We start from the raw sequence: 19,434 nt of genomic DNA on the forward strand, positions 1-19,434 counted from the left end.
TTTGCAACGGTGTACAAAGGGAACATAATAAAAAACTTAATAATGGACTGCCAATCTTACACAAAGTACCGCCCAAACGAGACTACGGGCGGTATTTTTGTATCATGGCGGAGAAAGGAGGAATTTCCCACGGGGGCTTGACTGAAAAGTTGAGCCCCTTTTTTCATGCCAAAAAACAGGAGGTAAATGCTTATGGCAGATGATAAAACCACAAAAACGCCGGAACAGCCGGTAACGGATAGCGGGCCGGGCAAGGAAACACCGCCCACTCCCCCAAAAGAGCCGGAGAAGGTTTCCGTTTCCCCGGAGCCGGAAAAAAAGACGGAACCAGAGGTAAAGAACCCACAGGTTTCTGTCTATAACTTCGCTGAAATTATGAAGGAAAAGAAAGCCGAGGCACGGGCGGCAGCTCCCGGCGGGGAAAAGCCTGACCCAGCAAAAGCGGAGAAACCGGAAAAGCAGCCGGAGGCTCCGAAAAAAGCGGAGGAAAAACCCAAAGAGCCGGAACAGCCGAAGCGCCGGGGCCGTCCCCCGAAAGCAGATAAGGACAAGGCCGCAGCCCCAAAGCCTAAAGCCCCCGCACAGAAACCGGAAAAGGCGGTCAAAAAGGAACCGGAGAAAAAAGGAACTCCAACGGTACAGGCCGCTTCCGCTCCGAAGGAACCCGAGAAGCCGAAGGATGCACCACGCCGGGGCAAGGAGCAGATCGTCTATATCAAGCTGAACGAGCTCCACGCCTTCAAGAACCATCCCTTTGAAGTCCGGGACGATGAAGAAATGCGGGCTATGGTGTCCAGCGTCAAGGACAAGGGCGTGACCCAGCCCGCTATCGTCCGTCCCCGTGAGGATGGCGGCTATGAGATCGTGTCCGGCCACCACCGCCAGAAAGCCAGCGAGCTTGCCGGATATGCGGATATGCCCTGTATCGTCCGAAACCTGACGGACGATGAAGCCATCACGCAGATGGTCGAGGACAATCTCAACCAGCGTGAAGAAATCCTCCCCAGTGAGCGGGCCAAAGCCTTGAAAATGCAGCTTGAGGCCATCAAGCATCAGGGCTCCCGCACTTCGGGCCAGATTGACCCGAAGGACGCAGGAAAACGCTCCAACGAAATTGTAGCCGAGCGCAATAAGATGGCGGTCAAGCAGGTGCAGCGGTATATCCGGCTCAATGAGCTGGTTCCCGACCTGATGAAGCTGATGGATGAAAAAAAGCTGGGCTTTACTACGGCGGTGGAGCTTTCCTATATCGGCAAGAAGAACCAGAACTATATCGCCGTCGCCATTGACAGCCAGCAGTCCTCGCCTTCACAGGCACAGGCAAAGCGTATGCGGGAGCTGGACGAAAAGAAGCTGCTCAACGGGGATGTGATTGACGGCATTATGATGGAGGACAAAAAGGAGGTAGACAAAGTGATTTTGACAGGTGCGGAACTGAGCAAGTATTTCGGCAAGGAAACTACGCCGAGGGAAATGAAGGATCAGATCATCAAGCTGCTGGACGACTGGAAGGGACAGCAGAAGGAACACGAAAAGCCGGAGAAGAAAAACGAACAGGAAAAGTAAGCCCAAACTTCGGGTCAGCATGGCCCGAGGATTGCGGGGCTCTGCCCCGCGCCCCGAAGCTCTGGAGATATAAATTATTCCCCGTCGCCAGTTATTCCGTAGCATAGCCGGGAAAATCAGTCAAGGGCAGCGCCGCCGTAGGCGGTGCCAGAGGCACCCTTGACGGATTTCTCCCGGTTATGCTTTTTCCCGGTCAAGCGACGGGGATATAAATTCTCCAGAGCCGTTCCCCTTCCCGGGGGAAGGGGCGGAGGGGTTGGGCGATACCTTGCTTTTCCCTAAACCAAAACAGAAATGGAGGCTCAACCAATGAAACGACCTTTAGCGTACCTGACCGCCGCATGGAGCGGCGAGCCGGATGTTGATATGGAGCTGGCGGCCCACTACTGCCGCCTTGCTTATGAGGCGGGCTTTTCCCCGATCTGCCCGCTCTTGTACCTGCCGCTGTTTTTGAATGACAGCGTTCCCGAGGAACATAAGGCCGGGATTGATATGCGCCGGGATATGCTGCGGCGCTCCCACACCCTGATCGTCTGCGGCAGCGCTGTGGACGAGGATGTAAAAAATGATATTGCGGTTGCCGGGCGGCTGGGCATTGCGGCGACCACACTGGAAGGGGTGCTTGCCGTGAAGGGACACGGCACCCCGGGCCATGCCGGACATTAAGCTGGGAAGCCTTTTCGACGGGATCGGCGTGTTCCCTCTGGCTGCTTCCCGGTGTGGTATCCGTCCGGTATGGGCCAGCGAGATTGAAAAAGCGCCCATCTCCATAACCAAAAGGCACTTTCCCGACATGGTGCATTTGGGGGATATTACGAAGGTGGACGGCGGGAAAATCCCACCTGTCCATATAATTACCTTCGGTTCCCCCTGTCAGAACCTTTCTCTGATTGGCAACCGCTCCGGCCTTGCCGGGGCAAAATCAAGCCTGTTCTATCAGGCGTTTCGTATCATACAGGAAATGAGGGATGCTACTGATAACCTATATCCAGCTATCGCTGTTTGGGAAAACGTCATGGGAGCGTTTTCTACAAATGACCGGATGGACTTTAGAGCCGTCCTATCCGCCTTCTCGGACACCGAAGTTCCAATGCCTCCTTCGGGAAGATGGGGAAACGCCGGAATGGTGCGAGGGGGAACGCCTGATGTGTGCTGGCGGCTCATGGACGCCCAGTATTGGGCAGGCTCCCGAAGGCTGGCACGAAGGCAGCGGATTTTCGTCGTGGCGGATTTTGGAGGCAGACGTGCCGCAGACATACTATTTAAGCCCCGTCCAATGCTCCCACTTCCTCCGCCTTGCGGAGAGGGCGGGCGGGCCGCCGCCGAAGGAGATCGAACAGCTTCTTTTGAAACAGGGCGGCAGATACCAGTCATCCACCCCTTTCAGTGTTTCCGTATGCGGGGAGCGGCAAAAAGGCAGGAAGAAACGGCCTTCCGAAACAGCTTCGGATTACCAACTGACCCTTTTCCCACTCTTTTAGCCAGTGATGTAACGCCCTTTGCCTTCTGGTATGAGGGCGACCCGGAGGGCGGCTGTATCCGTTTTCTGACGGAAACGGAAAGCGAACGGCTGATGGGGCTGCCAGAGGGCTGGACAAAGTACGGGGCGGACGGCGTGGAGATCCGGCCTCTGCAACGCTACAAGGCGCTGGGAAATGCGATTGCCCTCCCTTGCGCCGATTACATTATGGCCGGGATCTATGAGGTGCTGGCTGACCGGGCCGGAAAGGAGGAATGAGCCCATGTTTGAAGCCTATATAACCAATACAGCCCTATACCCCTTAATGGGGATCGAGGTAGGGACAACGGTACATTTCCCCATGACGACACAGGAGTTGCAGGCCGCCCTTGCCAAAATCGGGATAGACGGGAAACGGTACAGCGAAGTGTTCTTTACCAGCTTTGACAGTGATGTGCTGGGGCTCTACGATTATCTCTACGAATGTGAGAACATCGACGAGCTGAACGAGCTGGGCCACGCCCTGCTGGAAGTACGGGATAAGGGCGGACTGGAAACCTTTGAAGCCGCTCTTGTCTTGGGAAACCACACAAGGAGCGTGAAGGATTTGATAAACCTGACGCAGAACCTTGACCTTTACCGCTTTTACCCGGATATTTCCGATGATGAAGGGCTGGGCCGTCTTTACGCCGACGAGCTTGGGACTATCGACATACCGGAGCACATTCAGAACTACTTCGATTATGAGGCATACGGGCGGGATGTGCGTATCAACGAGGGCGGCGTATTCGCTCCCGGTGGGTATGTGTCGGCAGTCCCGGAGGGCTTCAAGGAGTATTACCACGGGCCGCAGGACATTCCGCCGGAACACCGGATATTTGCCTATCCTGAAAAGGCCGAGCCTGTCCACTCCATTCTCGCTACACTCAAACGGTTTCAAGAAGCCCCACCCGCTCCGAAAAAGGACAAGGCGGGACCTTCCCATGAAGAACGGTAAGACTTCGGGCCAGCATGGCCCGAAGCATAAAGGAGGTGCATACCATCAACTATTACCCTATCAATGAAGGAGCCGCCCGCCGGGCAAAAGAAATGAACAGCTTTTCCGACTACAAGGAAGGGAGCGCAACGGCGGAATACCGGGCAATGGTGGACAAGGCCGCCGCCATAGCGGAAAAGCAGAAATCCCGGGTGGACCCCATGTACCATGAGAAGATCGACCATCTGTTAGACACCTACGCCCGCAAGCTGGCCGAAAACATGAACCAGGGCTTTGCCATTGACGCGAGGGTTCCCTCTGTGCTGATCGCCGGGCCTTCCAATTTCCCGGTGGGAAAGAAGGAAAAACAGAACCGGGCGCGGGACAGCAACATGGAGGAATGGCGGCATATTCAAGGACTGCTGGATAAGATACGCAGTACCGGCATGGGCGGGATCAGCGCCGATGACCCGGCAGCCATTGAAAAGCTCCAGAAGAAGCTGGACGGGCTGGAACGCTCCCAGCTCATTATGAAGGAAGTCAACGCCTATTACCGCAAGCATGGCAAGCTGGATGGCTGTGCGCTGCTGGCGCCGGACCAGATTGAAAAGCTGAAAGCAAGCATGGCGTCAAGCTGGCGGAGCGACCCGAGGCCCTTTGAAAGCTACCAGCTTACCAACAACAATGCGGAAATCCGCCGGGTAAGGGCCCGTATCGAACAGCTTTCCAAACAGGCACAGCAGAAATTTTCCGGCTGGGAGTTCGACGGGGGCCGTGTGGAAATGAACCGGGAGGACAACCGCTTGCAGGTGTTCTTTGATGGAAAGCCTGACGCTGACACCCGGGCCGAGCTGAAAAGCAGCGGCTTTCGCTGGGCTCCCAGCGTGGGCGCATGGCAGAGGCAGCTCACGGACAACGCCATCCGGGCGGCTGACCGTTTGGAATGTATCAAGCCGCTGTCCGGCGAAAAGCCCTCCCAGCTTCAAAAGAAGCCTTCTATCTTGCAGACCATGCGGGAACAGGGCAAAAAAGTCCAGACGGAGCCGGAAAAGAAAGCTCCGTCCGGCAGGGATGCCGAGCGGTAAGCCTCGGGCCACATTGGCCCGAGGTTTTCTGTTCCCCGAGATTGTACGGGGGCCTCCCGGATAGCGGGAACCCCGACGGAAAGGAGGTTTTATGCAGGAAGAAGTAAACCAAAAAACGGTTGCCCTTTCGATCAGGACAACGAAGCTCACGGGAAAAGTGCTGGCTGCCGCTCTTGGAAAGGTGGCGCGGGCGGTGCAAAAGCACCACCGGAAGGCGCTGACCCCGCAGGGACGCCAGAGCGTAAAAAAGCTGATGAACCACTATGGCGGCAAAAGCGCCATGCCCTATGTGGGAGCTCCAAAGGATTTTGACCGGATCGCGAAGGAGTTCCATGTGGACTACGCTTTCCATAAAGTAAGCCCCGGTCATTACCTGCTGTTCTTCAAAGCCAATCAGGCGGACGCCATCACAGCGGCCTTCCAGAAGTACAGTGCAAAGGTGCTGAATAAAGAGCAGGACAAGGCTTCCATCCTCGGCCAGCTTCGGAAATTCACGGAGCAGATCAGGACACAGGCAAAGGAAAAGCAGCGGACCAGAGAGGCGGTGAAGGACGGACGTTGAGTGACAAGATCAGAAAATATGTGCTCCCAAACCTGCCGTACCTCTTTGTGTTCTGGTTCTTCTCCAAAATCGGGACGGCCTACCGGATCGCCCCCGGCACAGACTTCGGGACAAAGCTCATGGGGATGCTCGACACCTTCCCCAAAGCCTTTGAAACCTACTGGCCGGGGCTGGGAGGTATTGACCTGCTGGTGGGCCTTGCCGGTGCGGCTGGGATGTATCTGCTGATACAGTCAAAGATCAGGCAGGCGAAAAAATTCCGGCGGGATGCGGAGTACGGCACCGCCCGCTTTGGAACAAAGGAGGATATAAAGCCGTTTGTTGACCCTAAATTTCAGAACAATGTCATTCTGACCGGGACGGAGTTCCTTACCATGAACACCCGTCCGAAGATACCCGCCAATGCCCGGAACCTAAACGCCTGCGTCATCGGCTCGTCCGGTTCGGGCAAGACAAGGTTCTGGCTGACTCCGCAGCTCCTTCAAGCCCATTCCTCGTATGTGGTGGTAGACCCGAAGGGCGGCACCCTCGACCAGTGCGGGCGGTTTCTGCAACGGGAGAAATACAGGGTGCGGGTGTTCAACAGTATCGACTTTTCAAAATCCATGCACTATAATCCGCTGGCCTATATCAAGACGGAAAGCGATGTTTTGAAATTCGTTACCGCTCTGATCGCCAACACCAAAGGCGACGGCAAGGAGGGCGACGAGTTCTGGACCAAAGCCGAAACCCTCTTGTACTGCGCCCTTGTGGCCTACATCGTCTTTGAGGGGCCGGAGGAAGAACGCAACATGAATACGCTGGTGGAAATGATAAACAGCATGGAAGTCCGGGAGGATGACGAAACCTTCAAAAATGCGGTGGACTATATGTTTGACGGGCTGGAACGCCGCAGCCCCCAGCACTTCGCCGTGAGGCAGTATAAGAAATACAAGCTGGCCAGCGGCAAGACAGCCAAAAGCATTTTGATTTCCTGCGGTGCAAGACTGGCTCCCTTTGATATTCCCCAACTCCGGGAGATCATGTCCTATGACGAGCTGGAGCTTGATAAGCTGGGGGATGAAAAATCGGCGCTGTTCTTCCTTATCAGCGACACGGACACCACCTACAACTTTTTGGTTGCCCTTGCTTTTTCGCAGATGTTCAACCTTCTGTGTGAACGGGCTGACAACACCTATGGCGGGCGTCTGCCCTACCATGTGCGGGTGCTGTGGGACGAGGCTGCCAACACCGGACAGGTGCCGGGGCTGGAAAAGATCGTGGCCGTCATCCGCTCCCGTGAGATCAGCCTGACGCTCTTTTATCAGGCTATGAGCCAGTGCAAGGCATTGTACAAAGACCATTCCGAAACCATCATGGGCAACATGGACAGTATCGTATTCCTCGGAGGCCGGGAGGCTTCCACCCTAAAGGATATTTCGGAAAACTGGCTGGGCAAGGCCACCATCTCTATGCAGACCGAGGGCCGAAGCCGTGGACAGTCTGAAAGTTACAGCCAGAATATGCAGCGGCTTGGCCGGGAGCTGATGACCACCAGCGAGATCACCACCATGCCCGGGGATAAATGTATCTTGCAGCTTAGGGGACTCCCGCCCTTCCTGTCTCCGAAGTATGACTTGAAAAAGCACCCGAATTACAAGTACACAGCCGAATTTGATAAAAAGAAAAACGCCTTCCGCTTGGAAAGCCTGTTCCGCCACCGGCCATTGAGACTAAAGCCAGAGGACGAATACACGGTGTACGAAGTGGAAAGCTCCGACACGGACGAAGAAGCTGACCTGTTGAACTTCGATGATCTGGACAGCGACGAGTTTGTGTAACTTCGGGCCATGTTGGCCCGAAGCGCCGCCGATGTGGGCGGCTTTTTTTGTGCCCAAAACCATCAAACAAACAAAATGGAGGAACGTATATGGAATTTTTCAATCAGGCAATCGACATTCTCAAAATTCTGGTCATGGCTCTTGGCGCCGGTCTGGCGGTATGGGGCGTCATCAACCTTCTGGAAGGTTACGGGTCGGACAACCCTGCGGCAAAATCACAGGGCATTAAGCAGCTCATGGCAGGCGGCGGTGTCGTTCTGATCGGCCTTCAGCTTATCCCTCTGCTGTCCGGTCTGTTCAGCTAAGTGTCACCCGTTGTCCCTTTTTCCAGAAAAGGAGCTGATGTATGGACTTTATCATCGACGCAATCGTTGAATGGCTGAAAGGTCTGCTCGTCGATGGTATCATGGGAAATCTGGATGGCCTTTTCGATAACGTCAATCAGAGCGTTGGCGAGATCGCCACACAGGTAGGCACGACCCCGGCGGACTGGAACGCCGGGGTCTTTTCCATGATACGACAGATCTCCGAAACTGCCATTCTGCCAATCGCCGGGGTCATCCTCACTTTTGTAATGACCTATGAGCTGATACAGATGCTCATAGAACGCAACAACCTCCATGAAGTTGACACATGGATGTTTTTTAAGTGGGTGTTCAAAACCTTTGTGGCTGTGATGATCCTGACGAACACCTTTAATATCGTGCTGGCGGTCTTTGATGTGAGCCAGCATGTGATACAGCAGTCAGCGGGCATTATCCAGAACGGGACAGAGATCACGCCGGATGTGCTGGACAGTCTGCGGACAGAGCTTGAGGCGATGGAGTTAGGCCCTCTGTTCGGGCTCTGGCTACAATCCTTCCTGATCCAGCTTACCATGATTGCCTTAAACATCGTGATCTTCGTCATCGTATATGGCCGTATGATTGAAATTTATTTACTCACAAGTTTAGCACCTATCCCGTTTGCCACAGTCCCCAACAGGGAAACCGGACACATGGGGCAGAACTATTTCCGCTCCCTCTTTGCGGTGGGCTTTCAAGGTCTGTTGATCTTAGTCTGTGTCGCCATCTATGCGGTGCTGATTCAGAGTATCGCCACCGACGGCGACCCCATCGGGGCGATCTGGGGCTGCGTGGGATATACGGTGCTGCTGTGTTTTACCTTATTCAAAACAGGCAGTCTTGCAAAATCCATCTTCGGCTGCCATTAAGAGACTTCGGGCCATGATGGCCCGAAGCGGAAAGGAGGATCATGCCGAAAGAAAAATTTTCGATAATCTATGCAGATCCACCGTGGCGGTATGAGCAGAAAAACAGGCAGGGATCAGCAGAGCTTCATTATCCCACTATGAGTATTGAAGAAATCTGTTCCCTTCCAGTGGCCGACTTGGCTGCAAAAGACAGCGTTTTGTTTCTGTGGGCAACATTCCCACAACTGCCGGAAGCCTTAAAGGTCATTAAAGCATGGGGCTTTTCTTATCGTTCTGTGGCTTTTGTATGGATAAAGAGGAACCGGCGCTCCTACTCATGGTTTTACGGTCTGGGGTATTGGACCAGAGGCAATGCAGAAATTTGTCTTTTAGCAGTAAAAGGACATCCGAAGCGTAAGTCTGCCGGTGTTCATCAGCTTATTGTTTCCCCGATAGAGCGCCACAGTAAAAAGCCGGACGAGGCCAGACGGAAAATTGTAGAACTGATGGGCGATATACCACGAGTGGAATTGTTCGCCAGAGAAAAAAAGCCCGGATGGGACGTGTGGGGAAACGAAGTTGAAAGCACTGTAAACTTGTAACAGCTTCGGGTCATGCTGACCCGAAGCGGAAAGGAGAAATCCATGCAGGAAAAAACTGCGGGCGGAACACCAGCCGCCCCTATAAAGCTGGATGTAAGCGTGCGGGTCATCGAACCTGTGAAAAACCTCATGGGCTTTGCCAGCGTGAAATTCAATGACTGCTTTGTGGTGGAAAATCTGAAAATTGTACAGGGCAGCAAGGGTCTCTTTCTTGGGATGCCCAGCCAGCCAGACGGCAAAGGCGGCTACCGGGATATGGCCTACCCTGTCACAAAGGAGTTCCGGGAACAGCTCAACACCGCTGTTCTGCAAGCCTATGAGGCAAAGCTGGAACAGATGGCGGAGCGTGGCTCTGTGGGGCGTGCGTCCATCAGCGACCAGCTCAAAGCCGGAAAAGCGGCTGCCGAACAGGCAAAGGCAGAACGGCCTCCGAAGGAAAAGCCCAGCCGCAGCGCAGAGCGTTGACCTCGGGCCATGCTGGCCCGACGCAGAAAGGAGGCGGGAACCATGCCACGCAAACGGATGGGCTATGACGCGGCCTGCTATTACGACGGAAAACTGCTGGGCCGCTGTACCAAAGCGGACAGCGACGCCTATACTCTGTTGATGAACGCCTGCGGCGGGGACGCCGCCCGTGTCCTGCGGGAATACGCCTACTTTTCCCCGGAACTTCGCGCCATCTTGGAAAAGGCGGCGCTCATGCAGGCGGACCGGAGCCGGACGGGCGGAATGTTCCATGCGCCGAAAAGCTCCCCGTGGGGCGAGGTGCAGAGCTGTGAAACCCTCTGTCCGGGGGTGTTTCTGGTATCTACCGCCAGCCACGGCGGAACGATGGTGGCAAATGAGGTAGCCGCCGTCCTCTCCCCAGCGGCGAAAAAGTGCGGCTTCAAGGATAAGGGCTATATCTGCTATGAGGAGGACGCACAGGAAAGTGTGGTGCTCCGGGAGCTGCTGGACAAAAAACTGTGGAACATCCCTGACCGCATTAAGGACAAAGGACAGTTTGAAGAAAAACTCAATCAGTCCATCCGGCAGTATAACCCCGAATACTGGCGGGCAAGGCAGAGCGGACGAGAAGCCGTCGAAGCTGCCCACAGCACAGCCCCGGCCAAAGAGGCCGCAAGATAACCTCGGGCCATGCTGGCCCGAAGCAATTAAGGAGGTGTACTTAAATGGCCTATGTGCCAGTACCAAAAGACCTTTCCAAAATCAAGACAAAGCTGGCCTTCAATCTGACGAAGCGCCAGCTTGTTTGTTTTTCCGGTGCGGCGGCGGTGGGCCTCCCGGCTTACCTGTTTTCCCGTGGCAGTATCGGGAACAGTGCCGCCATGTTCCTGATGATCGGCCTCATGCTCCCGTTCTTCTTTCTGGCTATGTATGAGCGGGACGGCCTGCCATTGGAAAAAGTGCTGAAAAACATCATCCGCACCCGGTTCCTCTATCCCCGTGTGCGGCCTTACAAAACCGAAAACTTCTATGCGCTGCTTAGCGCCAGAAAGGAGGCGCAGCCGATTGCGAAACAGCAGAAGGGCCGGAAAGCCCGCAGGCAGAAAGCCTGAAAAACAGGGCCTTACCGGCCTGTTCACGAAAGGAAAGAACATTCCCACCACCGCCCAGCAGACCCTCCCTTACCGGGAAATGTACCGGGACGGGGTGTGCCGGGTAGCGGACCGCTATTACACCAAAACCATTGAATACGAGGACATCAACTACCAGCTCGCACAGTCCGAAGATCAGGCGGCCATCTTTGACGGGTGGAGCGCCTGCCTCAACTACTTTGACAGCAGCCTTCCGTTCCAGCTTTCCTTCCTCAACCACCGGAGCCGCCCGGGCAGCCGGTACAGCGTGAACATCCCCATGCAGGACGATGATTACAACAGCGTCCGGTGTGAGTATGTGGAAATGCTGGAAAACCAGATCGCCAAAAGCAACAACGGCATTGTCCGCACAAAGCTCCTGACCTTCGGCGTGAATGTGGACGACCTTCCCACCGCCAGGGCAAGGCTGGAACGTGTAGAGGCGGACATTTGCGGGAACTTCAAAAAGCTGGGCGTCAAGTGCCGCTCCCTTTCGGGGCTGGAACGGCTGGAGCTCCTTCACGGGCAGCTCCACCCCGGCAGCGGCTCCCCCTTCCGGTTTTCATGGGATATGATCCCCAAAACCGGGCTTTCCACCAAAGACTTTATCGCCCCGGACAGCTTCGACTTCCGTTTCAGCCGTCTGTTCCGGGTGGGGACGACTTGGGGCGCTGCCTCCTACTTGCAGATTTTGGCCTCGGAGCTCTCGGACAAGCTGCTGGCGGAGCTTTTGGAAATGGATGCGGAAATGACCATCACCCTCCATATCCAGACCGTCGATCAGGCCGCCGCCGTAAAATCCATCAAGGCCAAAGTCTCCGACATTGACAAGATGAAGGTGGAGGAACAAAAGAAGGCTGCCCGGTCAGGGTACGACATGGACATACTTCCACCCGACCTCGTAACATACAGCAACGACGCAAAGACCCTTCTGGAAGATTTACAGAGCCGGAATGAAAGGATGTTCCTGCTGACCTTCCTTGTGGTAAACATGGCCCCGACCCGCCGGGAGCTGGACAATGACCTGTTCACGGTGTCGGGTATCGTCCAGAAATACAACTGCACCTTGAAGCGGCTGGACTTCCAGCAGGAGGACGGTTTTCTTTCCAGCCTTCCGCTGGGCCATAACGGCATTGAGATCAAGCGCGGCATGACGACCAGCTCCACGGCCATTTTCGTTCCCTTTATGACGCAGGAGCTCCGCATGGATGGCGAAGCCGTCTATTACGGGCTCAACGCACTTTCCCATAACGTCATCATGGCAAACCGGAAAAAGCTCAAAAACCCCAACGGCCTGTTCCTCGGCGTGCCGGGCTCCGGCAAATCCTTTGCCGCAAAGCGGGAGCTTGTGAACGTGTTCCTTGCCACCCGTGACCGGATCATTGTGGTGGACCCGATGGGCGAATACTCGCCCCTTATCAAGCGGCTGGGCGGACAGGTCATCGAGATTGCCCCGGACAGCCCCCACCACATCAATCCGATGGACATTGATTTGAGCTTCGACGAGGAAAACCCGATGGCGCTGAAAGCCGACTTTATCCTGTCGCTGATGGAGCTGATCGTCGGCGGTAAGGACGGCTTGCAGCCGGTGGAGCGTACCGTCATTGACCGCTGTGTACGCCAGATGTACCGGGAACACTTGCAGGACCCGGAAACAAGCAAAATGCCGACCCTCCAAACCCTGTATGACCTGCTCTGTTCCCAGCCGGAGGGCGAGGCGGTGCGGCTGGCTACGGCTCTTGAAATTTATGTGTCGGGCTCCCTTAACGTGTTCAACCATGAAACCAACGTGGACTTAAACCGCCGTCTGGTATGCCTTGACTTAAAAAAGCTGGGGGCCGGGCTTCGAACGATTGCCATGCTCATTATGCAGGACTTGGTAAACTCGCAGGTGTCCATGAATTTCCTCCGCGGTATCGCCACATGGTGTTACTTCGACGAATTTCATGTGCTGCTCCGTGACCGTCTGACGGCAAGCTATTGTGTGGCGATCTGGAAAATGCTGCGAAAAAAAGGGTGCGTTCCGAGTGCTTTAACGCAGAACGTAAAGGATTTTCTGGCAAGCCCGGAGATCGAGAACATCTTTGGTGCGACACGTTGACGCACAAACATCGCTCTATGAGGGTAAAACTTCATGGACTTATGGCCATGCGATGCTAAAATCGTCGGACTTACCTTCTTACGAGGTAAGTAACAACTGATAATTCGAAAGGTAGAATGATGGGGTAACGCCTTGAAATGCCTTCTCTGATACTTCGACCGGCTCCGACTGTAATGGTTGGGGTCTGGAGCTCGATAAAGTCGGCGGAAGTCTGCCGAAACAGTGTAGAAATACAGCTGTCGAAAGTGCGGTAGAGGTACTGTATGCAGATGACACGTCGGGAGTCTATAAAATATCTATGGTGAGAATGTCCACGACGGACTGACGAAAACCGCGAATGTACGGGTCTAGATGTTTACCATATAGAAATGTATGGACACTTAATTGTGGGTCAGTGCGGTGTAGTAAGAATCGAAAATATGAAACTCCGTATTGTGTTACAGGCACAATCAAGCTGACAGGACTATAGCGAACACCTAAGGATATATGCACAGATAGAATTATCGGAACGTGGAAAGGTACAGAGTTGCTCATAAGCAATCTGCGGACGAATCATATAAGCCGCCTAATCTGTGCTGAAAAGCGAAGCTCGAACCTACGACAGCCCTACGAAAAAGGCGGGCTCGAGGAATGGGCTTTAGTCGGTTAGAAACAATTGTTGTCATTCAATCTTATAAGGATTACGAGTATGACAAAAAGGGACACTTTCCCAAGAAAGGAGAGTGATGCCTTATGACCATGAAAAAGAAAAAGCAACTGCTCTGTGAGGATAATCTGCGTCACAATGAGTATTACGGAATGCAGAATACGATTGATAATCTATACCAGGCAAGTTTGAACGGAGAAGTTTTTACAGATTTAATGTCTGTCATTCTTCAACGGGAAAACATTCTTCTAGCGTACAGAAATATCAAGAAAAATACGGGAAGTAAAACAAGTGGCACAGACAATCTCACAATCGAGGACATTGGAAGATGTTCCCCCGATGAGGTTGTTGAAAAAGTTAGATTTATTATTAATGGAAGTGAACATGGGTATCGCCCAAAACCTGTAAGGCGTAAGGAGATACCAAAACCATACGACCCAAGTAAAATGAGACCCTTAGGGATTCCGTGTATATGGGATAGACTTGTTCAACAATGTATCAAACAGGTATTGGAACCTGTTTGTGAGGCTAAGTTCAGCAAAAACAGCTATGGATTCAGACCGAACCATTCGGTTGAGAACGCTATAGCAAGAAGTTATCAGCTACTTCAACATGCCAATCTTCACTATGTCATTGAATTCGATATAAAAGGGTTCTTTGATAACGTGAATCATGCCAAGCTGATACGACAGATATGGGCTATGGGTATTCATGACAAGCAACTGATATTTGTCATAAGACGAATTCTCAAAGCACCAATCAAACTGGAAGATGGGACTTTTATCACACCCGACAAAGGAACCCCACAGGGAGGTATTATATCGCCACTTCTGGCTAATATCGTGCTTAACGAATTAGACCACTGGGTAGAAAGTCAATGGCAATGGTGTCCGATTTGCAAACGGAATGCTAGACCTGAAAACGGCTTTCGACAGGCTAAGAAATCTAACCTGAAGGAAATGTTCATTGTTCGCTATGCAGATGATTTTCGAATCTTTTGTAGGACAAAGGACTCCGCTGAACGCACCAAATGTGCAGTCACTCTGTGGCTGAAAGAAAGGCTCAAACTGGAAATTTCTGAAAAGAAAACGAGGATTGTCAATGTAAGAAATCATTACTCTGATTTTCTCGGATTCAAAATGAAAGTTCACAGAAAAGGCAACAAACTCGTGGTTATATCTCATATCGCAGATAAAAATCTCGAGCACAAAAGGGAGAAGCTTAAAGAACAGGCAAAGAGAATCGTTCACCCTCGCAAAATATATGGCGAACAGGGGGAAATCAGACTCTATAACAGTATGGTTACTGGCATGCAGAATTATTACTGTATCGCCACACATGTTAATCATGATTGTGCTTCCCTAAACCGCACAGTCATGACCTTGCTGACAAACAGGCTTAGCACTCGCACAGGCAACCGTCTTGTGAAAACAGGGCGAGAGCTTACGGAGTTTGAAAAAGCCCGTTTTGGTAAATCCAAAATGATGCGATATGTCGCTGGTACGAATGAGCCCGTGTATCCAATAGGATACACACAGCACAAAAACCCACTTTTCCGTAAGAAGAGCTGGAATTATTACACTCCCGAAGGACGAGAAGGTATTCACAACTGTCTGAGAATCAACATCCCTATGATGTTGGCTCTCATGCGTCAACCAGCCTATTCCAATAGTGCGGAATACGCAGACAATCGAATATCTCTCTTCTCAGCCCAATGGGGAAAATGTGCTATAACAGGTGTTGAATTCTCCTCTGTTGGGGAAATTCATTGCCATCATAAGTTACCCCGACATTTAGGCGGTACGGATGCCTATGAGAATCTTATTCTCATAAAGAATTCCGTACATAAACTCATTCATGCTTCAAAAGCGGAAACTATTTACAAATATATGGATTTACTACAGCTAGATATCAAACAGCTTATAAAGGTTAACCACCTTCGTGAGTTGGCTTCCATGCAACCTATTTAATCTTATTTCAACTACTACAGTTTTTATTCTATTCAAAGGTTGATTGTTTAGACAATGAAAAATACTAACCGATGGAACGCCGTGTGCGGTGAAAGTCGCATGCACGGTGTGGAGTGGGGGAAAAGCCCGAGATGATATCAGAGGCTTACCTATCACTATAAAACTCGGACTTCCTTGTGCTGCTCTCGCAGGCACAGGGGGACCGGCAGATTTTAGCCAAACAGCTTGGGATCAGCCCCCACCAGCTTTCCTATGTGACCCATACCAATTCCGGCGAAGGGCTGCTGTTCTTCGGGAACACCACCATCCCGTTTGTTGACCGCTTCCCGCAGAACACAGAGCTGTACGCCATTATGACCACCCGCCCGGAGGATAAAAAACAGGAAATGAACCGGGCATAACGCACTTCGGGCCATGATGGCCCGAGGTTTGGAAAGGAGGGGATACATCATCGGAAAGAAACCGGACAAACGGAATTTTCAAAGGCGGGGGCCGACGGAGGATACCGGGGGCAATCGCCCCGGACCGGCTGAACGGGAAGGGCCTTCCCCCGCACCGTCCCGACGCCTGCGGTTTGAGGACGAGGATACCGGGCAGGACAGTCCTTCGGGCCACGATGGCCCGAAGTCCAAAAGCGGCAAGTTTCAAGAGGACAGCCGGAAAAGCCGTCCCTCTGACCGCATGAGGCAGGAAGATGAAGCGGGCGGGCCGCAGGATACCGGCAAGGCACAGGAGCCGGAGGGCTCCGCCGAGAAGGCCGGGAGCAAAAAGGATAAGTACCAGAAAGCACAGGCAAAAGCGGAACACGCCGGGGAAAAGCTGGGAAAGGCTCGGGAGAAGTTTGACAAGACCGAGGCAAAACGGGCAGCGAAGAAGCCGCCGGGGCTTGCAAAAAAGGCAGTCCGGGGAGCCCGTACAGAAGCATGGTTCTATGTCCACAACAAGATCCACGAAGTTGAGCATGAAAATGTGGGTGTGGAAGGAGCCCATAAGTCGGAACTTGTGGCCGAGGCCGGAGCCCGGAAACTGACCCGGTATGCCAAACGCCGCTGGCAGGAGCACCCGGTCAGAAAGGTGGCAAAGTGGGAACGGAAGGACATAAAAGCCCGGGCCAATATGGATTTTCAGAAGATGGCCTCCGAGCACCCGGAGCTTGCCAGCAATCCGCTTTCCCGTGTGCAGCAGAAATGGAAACTGAAACGCCGGTATTCCAAAGAAGCAAAGGCGGCTGCAAAACCGGGCGCAAAGGCCGCAAAGAAAACCGCTGCCGCTTCGGGAACTGCGACCCGGCGGGCGGCGCAGTTTGTGACCCGCCATCCCGTGGCGGTGCTGGTCCTGCTCCTGCTGTTGCTGCTCTGTTTTCTTGTGTCGGCGGTAAGCTCCATCTTTCCCACGCTTGGCAGCGGCCTTGCCAATGCGTTATCCGGCACCTCCTACGCCTCGGAGGATACGGACCTGCTGGGGGTGGACGAGGACTACACGGCGCTGGAAAACGAGCTGGCGCAGACGGTAGCGAACATCGAAAGCACCCATCCCGGCTATGACGAGTACCGCTATTCCGTGGACGAGATCGGCCATAACCCCTATGAGCTGGCGTCCTATCTCTCGGCAAAGTACCATGTCTATTTCCGGGAACAAGTGCAGGACGAGCTGCGGGAGATCTTCGAGGCACAGTATGAGCTGACCTTGACGGAGGAAGTCGAGATACGCTACCGCACCGAAACCAGCACCGACCCGGAGACCGGGGAAACCACTACCGAGGAAGTCCCCTATGAGTATTACATTCTCAATGTGACCCTCACAAACAAAACGCTGCCCGCCGTGATCCTGCCGAGGCTTAACGAACAGCAGCGGGAAATCTACACCGTTATGCAGCAGCTCAAAGGCAACAAACCCTATCTGTGGGAAGGGATTTACAACGGCGGCGAAGATACCGGCCCCAGCTATGAGATACCCGGCGAGGCACTGGATGACCCGGCTTTTGCGGCGCTCATGGAAGAAGCCACAAAGTACATCGGCTGGCCTTATGTGTGGGGCGGCTCCAGCCCGTCCACCTCCTTCGACTGTTCGGGCTTTGTCTGCTGGGTGTACACGGCCAGCGGCGTCCACAACCTGCCCCGTACCACAGCGCAGGGCATTTACAACCAGTGTGCTATCATTTCCCCCTCCGAGGCAAAGCCCGGCGACATTATTTTTTTCACGGGAACCTATGACAGCCCCGGCCCTGTGTCCCATGTGGGGATTTATGTGGGCGACGGGATGATGCTCCATTGTGGGTCGCCTATCCAATACGCAAACATCAATTCAAGCTACTGGCAGACACATTTCTATGCCTTCGGGCGTTTGTGAGCCAGAGGAAAGGAGTCCTTGCATGAACAAGATCGACAAGCTCGATAAGGAACTGGAAAAAGCCCGGGAGAAGGCTACCGAGTGGCAGGCCAAAATCCGGGAGCTGGAAAAGCAGAAACAGGAGGAAGAAAACAGCCAGATCGTACAGGCGGTGCGCTCCCTCAAACTGACACCCGCCCAGCTTATGGCTTTTTTGAATGACCCCAAAAACAGCCTTACCGCTTCGGGCCATACTGACCCGAAGCCGGAGGCGCCCGAAAAGGAGGACACAGCCCATGAAGAAAACTAAATACCGCAGGCTGGCGGCGATGGCTGCCAGCCTTTTGTGTTGCCTGATCTTTACGGTCCCGGCCTATGCACAGAGCAGCGAGCCGCAGCCGGAGACAGCTCCCGCCCCGGCAGAAACCGAAGCAGAGCCGGAAACCCAGAATCCCTTTACCCCGGACGGGACGGGAACCGTGGTGGACAACGCCACCGACGAGGATGGAAAGGAGTTCTACACCATCACCACCGCAGACGAGAGCGTGTTTTATCTGGTGATCGACAAACAGAAAACCAGCGAGAACGTCTATTTCCTCAATACCGTTACCACAGGCGACCTTCTTCCTCTTGCCGAACAGGGCAAGGAACCGCCCAAAGAAGTGACCCCGGAGCCAGAGCCAAAGCCCACCGAACCTGTGGAGGAAGTACCGGAACCCGAGCCGGAGAAAAAGGACAGCTCCCTTCTCTCTCTGCTCCTAATCGGTGCGGTGGTGCTGGCCGGCGGTGGAATTGGTTACTATTTCAAGATTTACAAGCCGAAGCATGAGGCCCCGGATTTGGAAGATGATTACTGCGAATATGAGGACGGGGAGCTGGAGGAGATCGCAGAGGAACCCGAGGACGAAGATACCCCGCCGTGGGAGAAAGATACGGAGGAATGAGAATGAATTTTACAAGCAGCCCTTTTGAACGAATGATGAAGGAAGTACCGCACCCCGGCTGGGACAATGACGACCCTTGTAAGGGATGCCGTTACTACAAGGAGTGCAAAGGAAAGAAAAAACAGTGCCGGAAGAAGTTCCGGGCGCTGATCGTGGAGCCCCGCCCTTCGGGCCATCGTGGCCCGAAGTCTTAAATGGACGCCCGGGAGCTGACCCGTGACGAGAAGAAGAAAATCCGTTCTCTTGTCATGGGGATGTGCGCCAACTATGACCGGGAAAGCGGCCTGTGCCTTCCTCTTGACTGTGCCTGTTATATGCTGCACAAGTGCTGGACAGGGGCGTACTGCCGTTACTTCCGTGAGGCTGTCCTGCCTCTTAACCCGGAGCTTCAAGCGTCGCTGACAACGGAAGGCATCTCACCGGAGCTGCGGGCCTGTGCGGTCTGCGGAAAGGCGTTTCTGCCCGAGGGGCGTCAAGCCTACTGTTCCGACGCCTGCAAGGCCGAAGGGAACCGCCGGAAAAGCCGGGAACGCATGAGGAAAATGCGGGAGAAAAGGCCGGGCGGCTGTTACGATTTGCCGCCTCCAAAGGCTTGACATTCCGGGC

At 53.8% G+C, this 19,434-nt stretch carries 21 protein-coding genes and 2 pseudogenes; all 23 read left to right on the forward strand.

Annotated elements, in window-relative coordinates:
* Positions 1–203: class I SAM-dependent methyltransferase (locus KFE17_00005; protein ID QUO33751.1), on the forward strand; the 203-nt coding region annotated here is incomplete at its 5' end.
* A complete protein-coding gene (locus KFE17_00010) occupies positions 187–1,566 on the forward strand; it encodes a ParB/RepB/Spo0J family partition protein (protein ID QUO32188.1) in 1,380 nt (459 codons plus the stop codon). The genes KFE17_00005 and KFE17_00010, both read left to right, overlap by 17 nt.
* A 309-nt stretch (positions 1,567–1,875) precedes the next feature.
* Positions 1,876–2,232, forward strand: coding sequence for a hypothetical protein (locus tag KFE17_00015; GenBank protein QUO32189.1), 357 nt, complete (start codon positions 1,876–1,878; stop codon positions 2,230–2,232).
* A complete protein-coding gene (locus tag KFE17_00020) occupies positions 2,219–3,304 on the forward strand; it encodes a DNA cytosine methyltransferase (protein QUO32190.1) in 1,086 nt (361 codons plus the stop codon). The genes KFE17_00015 and KFE17_00020 overlap by 14 nt, the downstream gene beginning before the upstream one ends.
* 4 nt (positions 3,305–3,308) lie before the next feature.
* Complete coding sequence (locus KFE17_00025; GenBank protein ID QUO32191.1) at positions 3,309–4,022, forward strand: antirestriction protein ArdA; 714 nt, start codon at positions 3,309–3,311, stop codon at positions 4,020–4,022.
* 14 nt (positions 4,023–4,036) lie between these two features.
* Entirely contained in the window at positions 4,037–5,086 is a 1,050-nt protein-coding gene (locus tag KFE17_00030) for a hypothetical protein (GenBank protein QUO32192.1), read from the forward strand.
* A gap of 91 nt (positions 5,087–5,177) precedes the next feature.
* Positions 5,178–5,648, forward strand: coding sequence for a PcfB family protein (locus KFE17_00035; GenBank protein ID QUO32193.1), 471 nt, complete (start codon positions 5,178–5,180; stop codon positions 5,646–5,648).
* Complete coding sequence (locus KFE17_00040) at positions 5,645–7,468, forward strand: type IV secretory system conjugative DNA transfer family protein (GenBank protein ID QUO32194.1); 1,824 nt, start codon at positions 5,645–5,647, stop codon at positions 7,466–7,468. The genes KFE17_00035 and KFE17_00040 overlap by 4 nt, the downstream gene beginning before the upstream one ends.
* Positions 7,469–7,557: 89 nt before the next feature.
* Positions 7,558–7,773, forward strand: a complete 216-nt coding sequence (locus KFE17_00045; protein ID QUO33567.1) for a Maff2 family protein — start codon at positions 7,558–7,560, stop codon at positions 7,771–7,773.
* A gap of 41 nt (positions 7,774–7,814) precedes the next feature.
* Positions 7,815–8,681 carry a hypothetical protein gene (locus tag KFE17_00050; GenBank protein ID QUO32195.1) on the forward strand — a complete coding sequence of 289 codons (867 nt, stop codon included), beginning with the start codon at positions 7,815–7,817 and terminating at the stop codon, positions 8,679–8,681.
* Positions 8,682–8,722: 41 nt separating this feature from the next.
* Entirely contained in the window at positions 8,723–9,262 is a 540-nt protein-coding gene (locus KFE17_00055; GenBank protein QUO32196.1) for a hypothetical protein, read from the forward strand.
* A 12-nt stretch (positions 9,263–9,274) separates the two neighbouring features.
* Positions 9,275–9,727: a SpoVG family protein gene (locus KFE17_00060; GenBank protein ID QUO32197.1), complete on the forward strand. Its 453-nt coding sequence runs from the start codon at positions 9,275–9,277 to the stop codon at positions 9,725–9,727.
* A gap of 9 nt (positions 9,728–9,736) precedes the next feature.
* Complete coding sequence (locus KFE17_00065; protein QUO32198.1) at positions 9,737–10,390, forward strand: hypothetical protein; 654 nt, start codon at positions 9,737–9,739, stop codon at positions 10,388–10,390.
* Positions 10,391–10,434: 44 nt separating this feature from the next.
* Positions 10,435–10,821: a PrgI family protein gene (locus KFE17_00070; GenBank protein QUO32199.1), complete on the forward strand. Its 387-nt coding sequence runs from the start codon at positions 10,435–10,437 to the stop codon at positions 10,819–10,821.
* Positions 10,775–12,940, forward strand: coding sequence for a DUF87 domain-containing protein (locus tag KFE17_00075; protein ID QUO32200.1), 2,166 nt, complete (start codon positions 10,775–10,777; stop codon positions 12,938–12,940). Before KFE17_00070 ends, KFE17_00075 begins: the two co-directional genes overlap by 47 nt.
* A 732-nt stretch (positions 12,941–13,672) precedes the next feature.
* Positions 13,673–15,556, forward strand: coding sequence for a group II intron reverse transcriptase/maturase (gene ltrA, locus KFE17_00080; GenBank protein QUO32201.1), 1,884 nt, complete (start codon positions 13,673–13,675; stop codon positions 15,554–15,556).
* A 161-nt stretch (positions 15,557–15,717) separates the two neighbouring features.
* A pseudogene (locus KFE17_00085) lies at positions 15,718–15,957 on the forward strand (conjugal transfer protein TraE).
* 13 nt (positions 15,958–15,970) lie between these two features.
* Positions 15,971–16,241, forward strand: a pseudogene (locus KFE17_00090) (hypothetical protein).
* Positions 16,238–17,905 carry a C40 family peptidase gene (locus tag KFE17_00095; protein QUO32202.1) on the forward strand — a complete coding sequence of 556 codons (1,668 nt, stop codon included), beginning with the start codon at positions 16,238–16,240 and terminating at the stop codon, positions 17,903–17,905. The pseudogene KFE17_00090 and the gene KFE17_00095 overlap by 4 nt, the downstream one beginning before the upstream one ends.
* A gap of 22 nt (positions 17,906–17,927) precedes the next feature.
* A complete protein-coding gene (locus KFE17_00100; protein ID QUO32203.1) occupies positions 17,928–18,194 on the forward strand; it encodes a DUF4315 family protein in 267 nt (88 codons plus the stop codon).
* Positions 18,181–18,828 (forward strand): DUF4366 domain-containing protein, encoded by a 648-nt coding sequence (locus tag KFE17_00105; protein QUO32204.1) that lies wholly within the window; start codon positions 18,181–18,183, stop codon positions 18,826–18,828. Before KFE17_00100 ends, KFE17_00105 begins: the two co-directional genes overlap by 14 nt.
* Positions 18,825–19,022: a hypothetical protein gene (locus tag KFE17_00110; GenBank protein ID QUO32205.1), complete on the forward strand. Its 198-nt coding sequence runs from the start codon at positions 18,825–18,827 to the stop codon at positions 19,020–19,022. The genes KFE17_00105 and KFE17_00110 overlap by 4 nt, the downstream gene beginning before the upstream one ends.
* Positions 19,023–19,424 carry a cysteine-rich VLP protein gene (locus KFE17_00115; GenBank protein ID QUO32206.1) on the forward strand — a complete coding sequence of 134 codons (402 nt, stop codon included), beginning with the start codon at positions 19,023–19,025 and terminating at the stop codon, positions 19,422–19,424.
* Positions 19,425–19,434 lie beyond the last annotated feature (10 nt).

This window comes from Faecalicatena sp. Marseille-Q4148 (genome assembly GCA_018228665.1).
GTDB lineage: Bacteria > Bacillota > Clostridia > Lachnospirales > Lachnospiraceae > UBA9414.

Bases quoted from the DNA above. Each gene is read 5' to 3' on its own strand.
- KFE17_00055 (QUO32196.1), top strand. From the start codon at position 8,723: ATGCCGAAAGAAAAATTTTCGATAATCTATGCAGATCCACCGTGGCGG.
- KFE17_00020 (QUO32190.1), top strand. From the start codon at position 2,219: ATGCCGGACATTAAGCTGGGAAGCCTTTTCGACGGGATCGGCGTGTTC.
- KFE17_00015 (QUO32189.1), top strand. From the start codon at position 1,876: ATGAAACGACCTTTAGCGTACCTGACCGCCGCATGGAGCGGCGAGCCG.
- KFE17_00100 (QUO32203.1), top strand. From the start codon at position 17,928: ATGAACAAGATCGACAAGCTCGATAAGGAACTGGAAAAAGCCCGGGAG.
- KFE17_00070 (QUO32199.1), top strand. From the start codon at position 10,435: ATGGCCTATGTGCCAGTACCAAAAGACCTTTCCAAAATCAAGACAAAG.
- KFE17_00050 (QUO32195.1), top strand. From the start codon at position 7,815: ATGGACTTTATCATCGACGCAATCGTTGAATGGCTGAAAGGTCTGCTC.
- KFE17_00115 (QUO32206.1), top strand. From the start codon at position 19,023: ATGGACGCCCGGGAGCTGACCCGTGACGAGAAGAAGAAAATCCGTTCT.
- KFE17_00065 (QUO32198.1), top strand. From the start codon at position 9,737: ATGCTGGCCCGACGCAGAAAGGAGGCGGGAACCATGCCACGCAAACGG.
- KFE17_00110 (QUO32205.1), top strand. From the start codon at position 18,825: ATGAGAATGAATTTTACAAGCAGCCCTTTTGAACGAATGATGAAGGAA.
- ltrA (QUO32201.1), top strand. From the start codon at position 13,673: ATGACCATGAAAAAGAAAAAGCAACTGCTCTGTGAGGATAATCTGCGT.
- KFE17_00060 (QUO32197.1), top strand. From the start codon at position 9,275: ATGCTGACCCGAAGCGGAAAGGAGAAATCCATGCAGGAAAAAACTGCG.
- KFE17_00030 (QUO32192.1), top strand. From the start codon at position 4,037: ATGGCCCGAAGCATAAAGGAGGTGCATACCATCAACTATTACCCTATC.
- KFE17_00035 (QUO32193.1), top strand. From the start codon at position 5,178: ATGCAGGAAGAAGTAAACCAAAAAACGGTTGCCCTTTCGATCAGGACA.
- KFE17_00045 (QUO33567.1), top strand. From the start codon at position 7,558: ATGGAATTTTTCAATCAGGCAATCGACATTCTCAAAATTCTGGTCATG.
- KFE17_00010 (QUO32188.1), top strand. From the start codon at position 187: ATGCTTATGGCAGATGATAAAACCACAAAAACGCCGGAACAGCCGGTA.
- KFE17_00095 (QUO32202.1), top strand. From the start codon at position 16,238: ATGAGGCAGGAAGATGAAGCGGGCGGGCCGCAGGATACCGGCAAGGCA.
- KFE17_00025 (QUO32191.1), top strand. From the start codon at position 3,309: ATGTTTGAAGCCTATATAACCAATACAGCCCTATACCCCTTAATGGGG.
- KFE17_00105 (QUO32204.1), top strand. From the start codon at position 18,181: ATGAAGAAAACTAAATACCGCAGGCTGGCGGCGATGGCTGCCAGCCTT.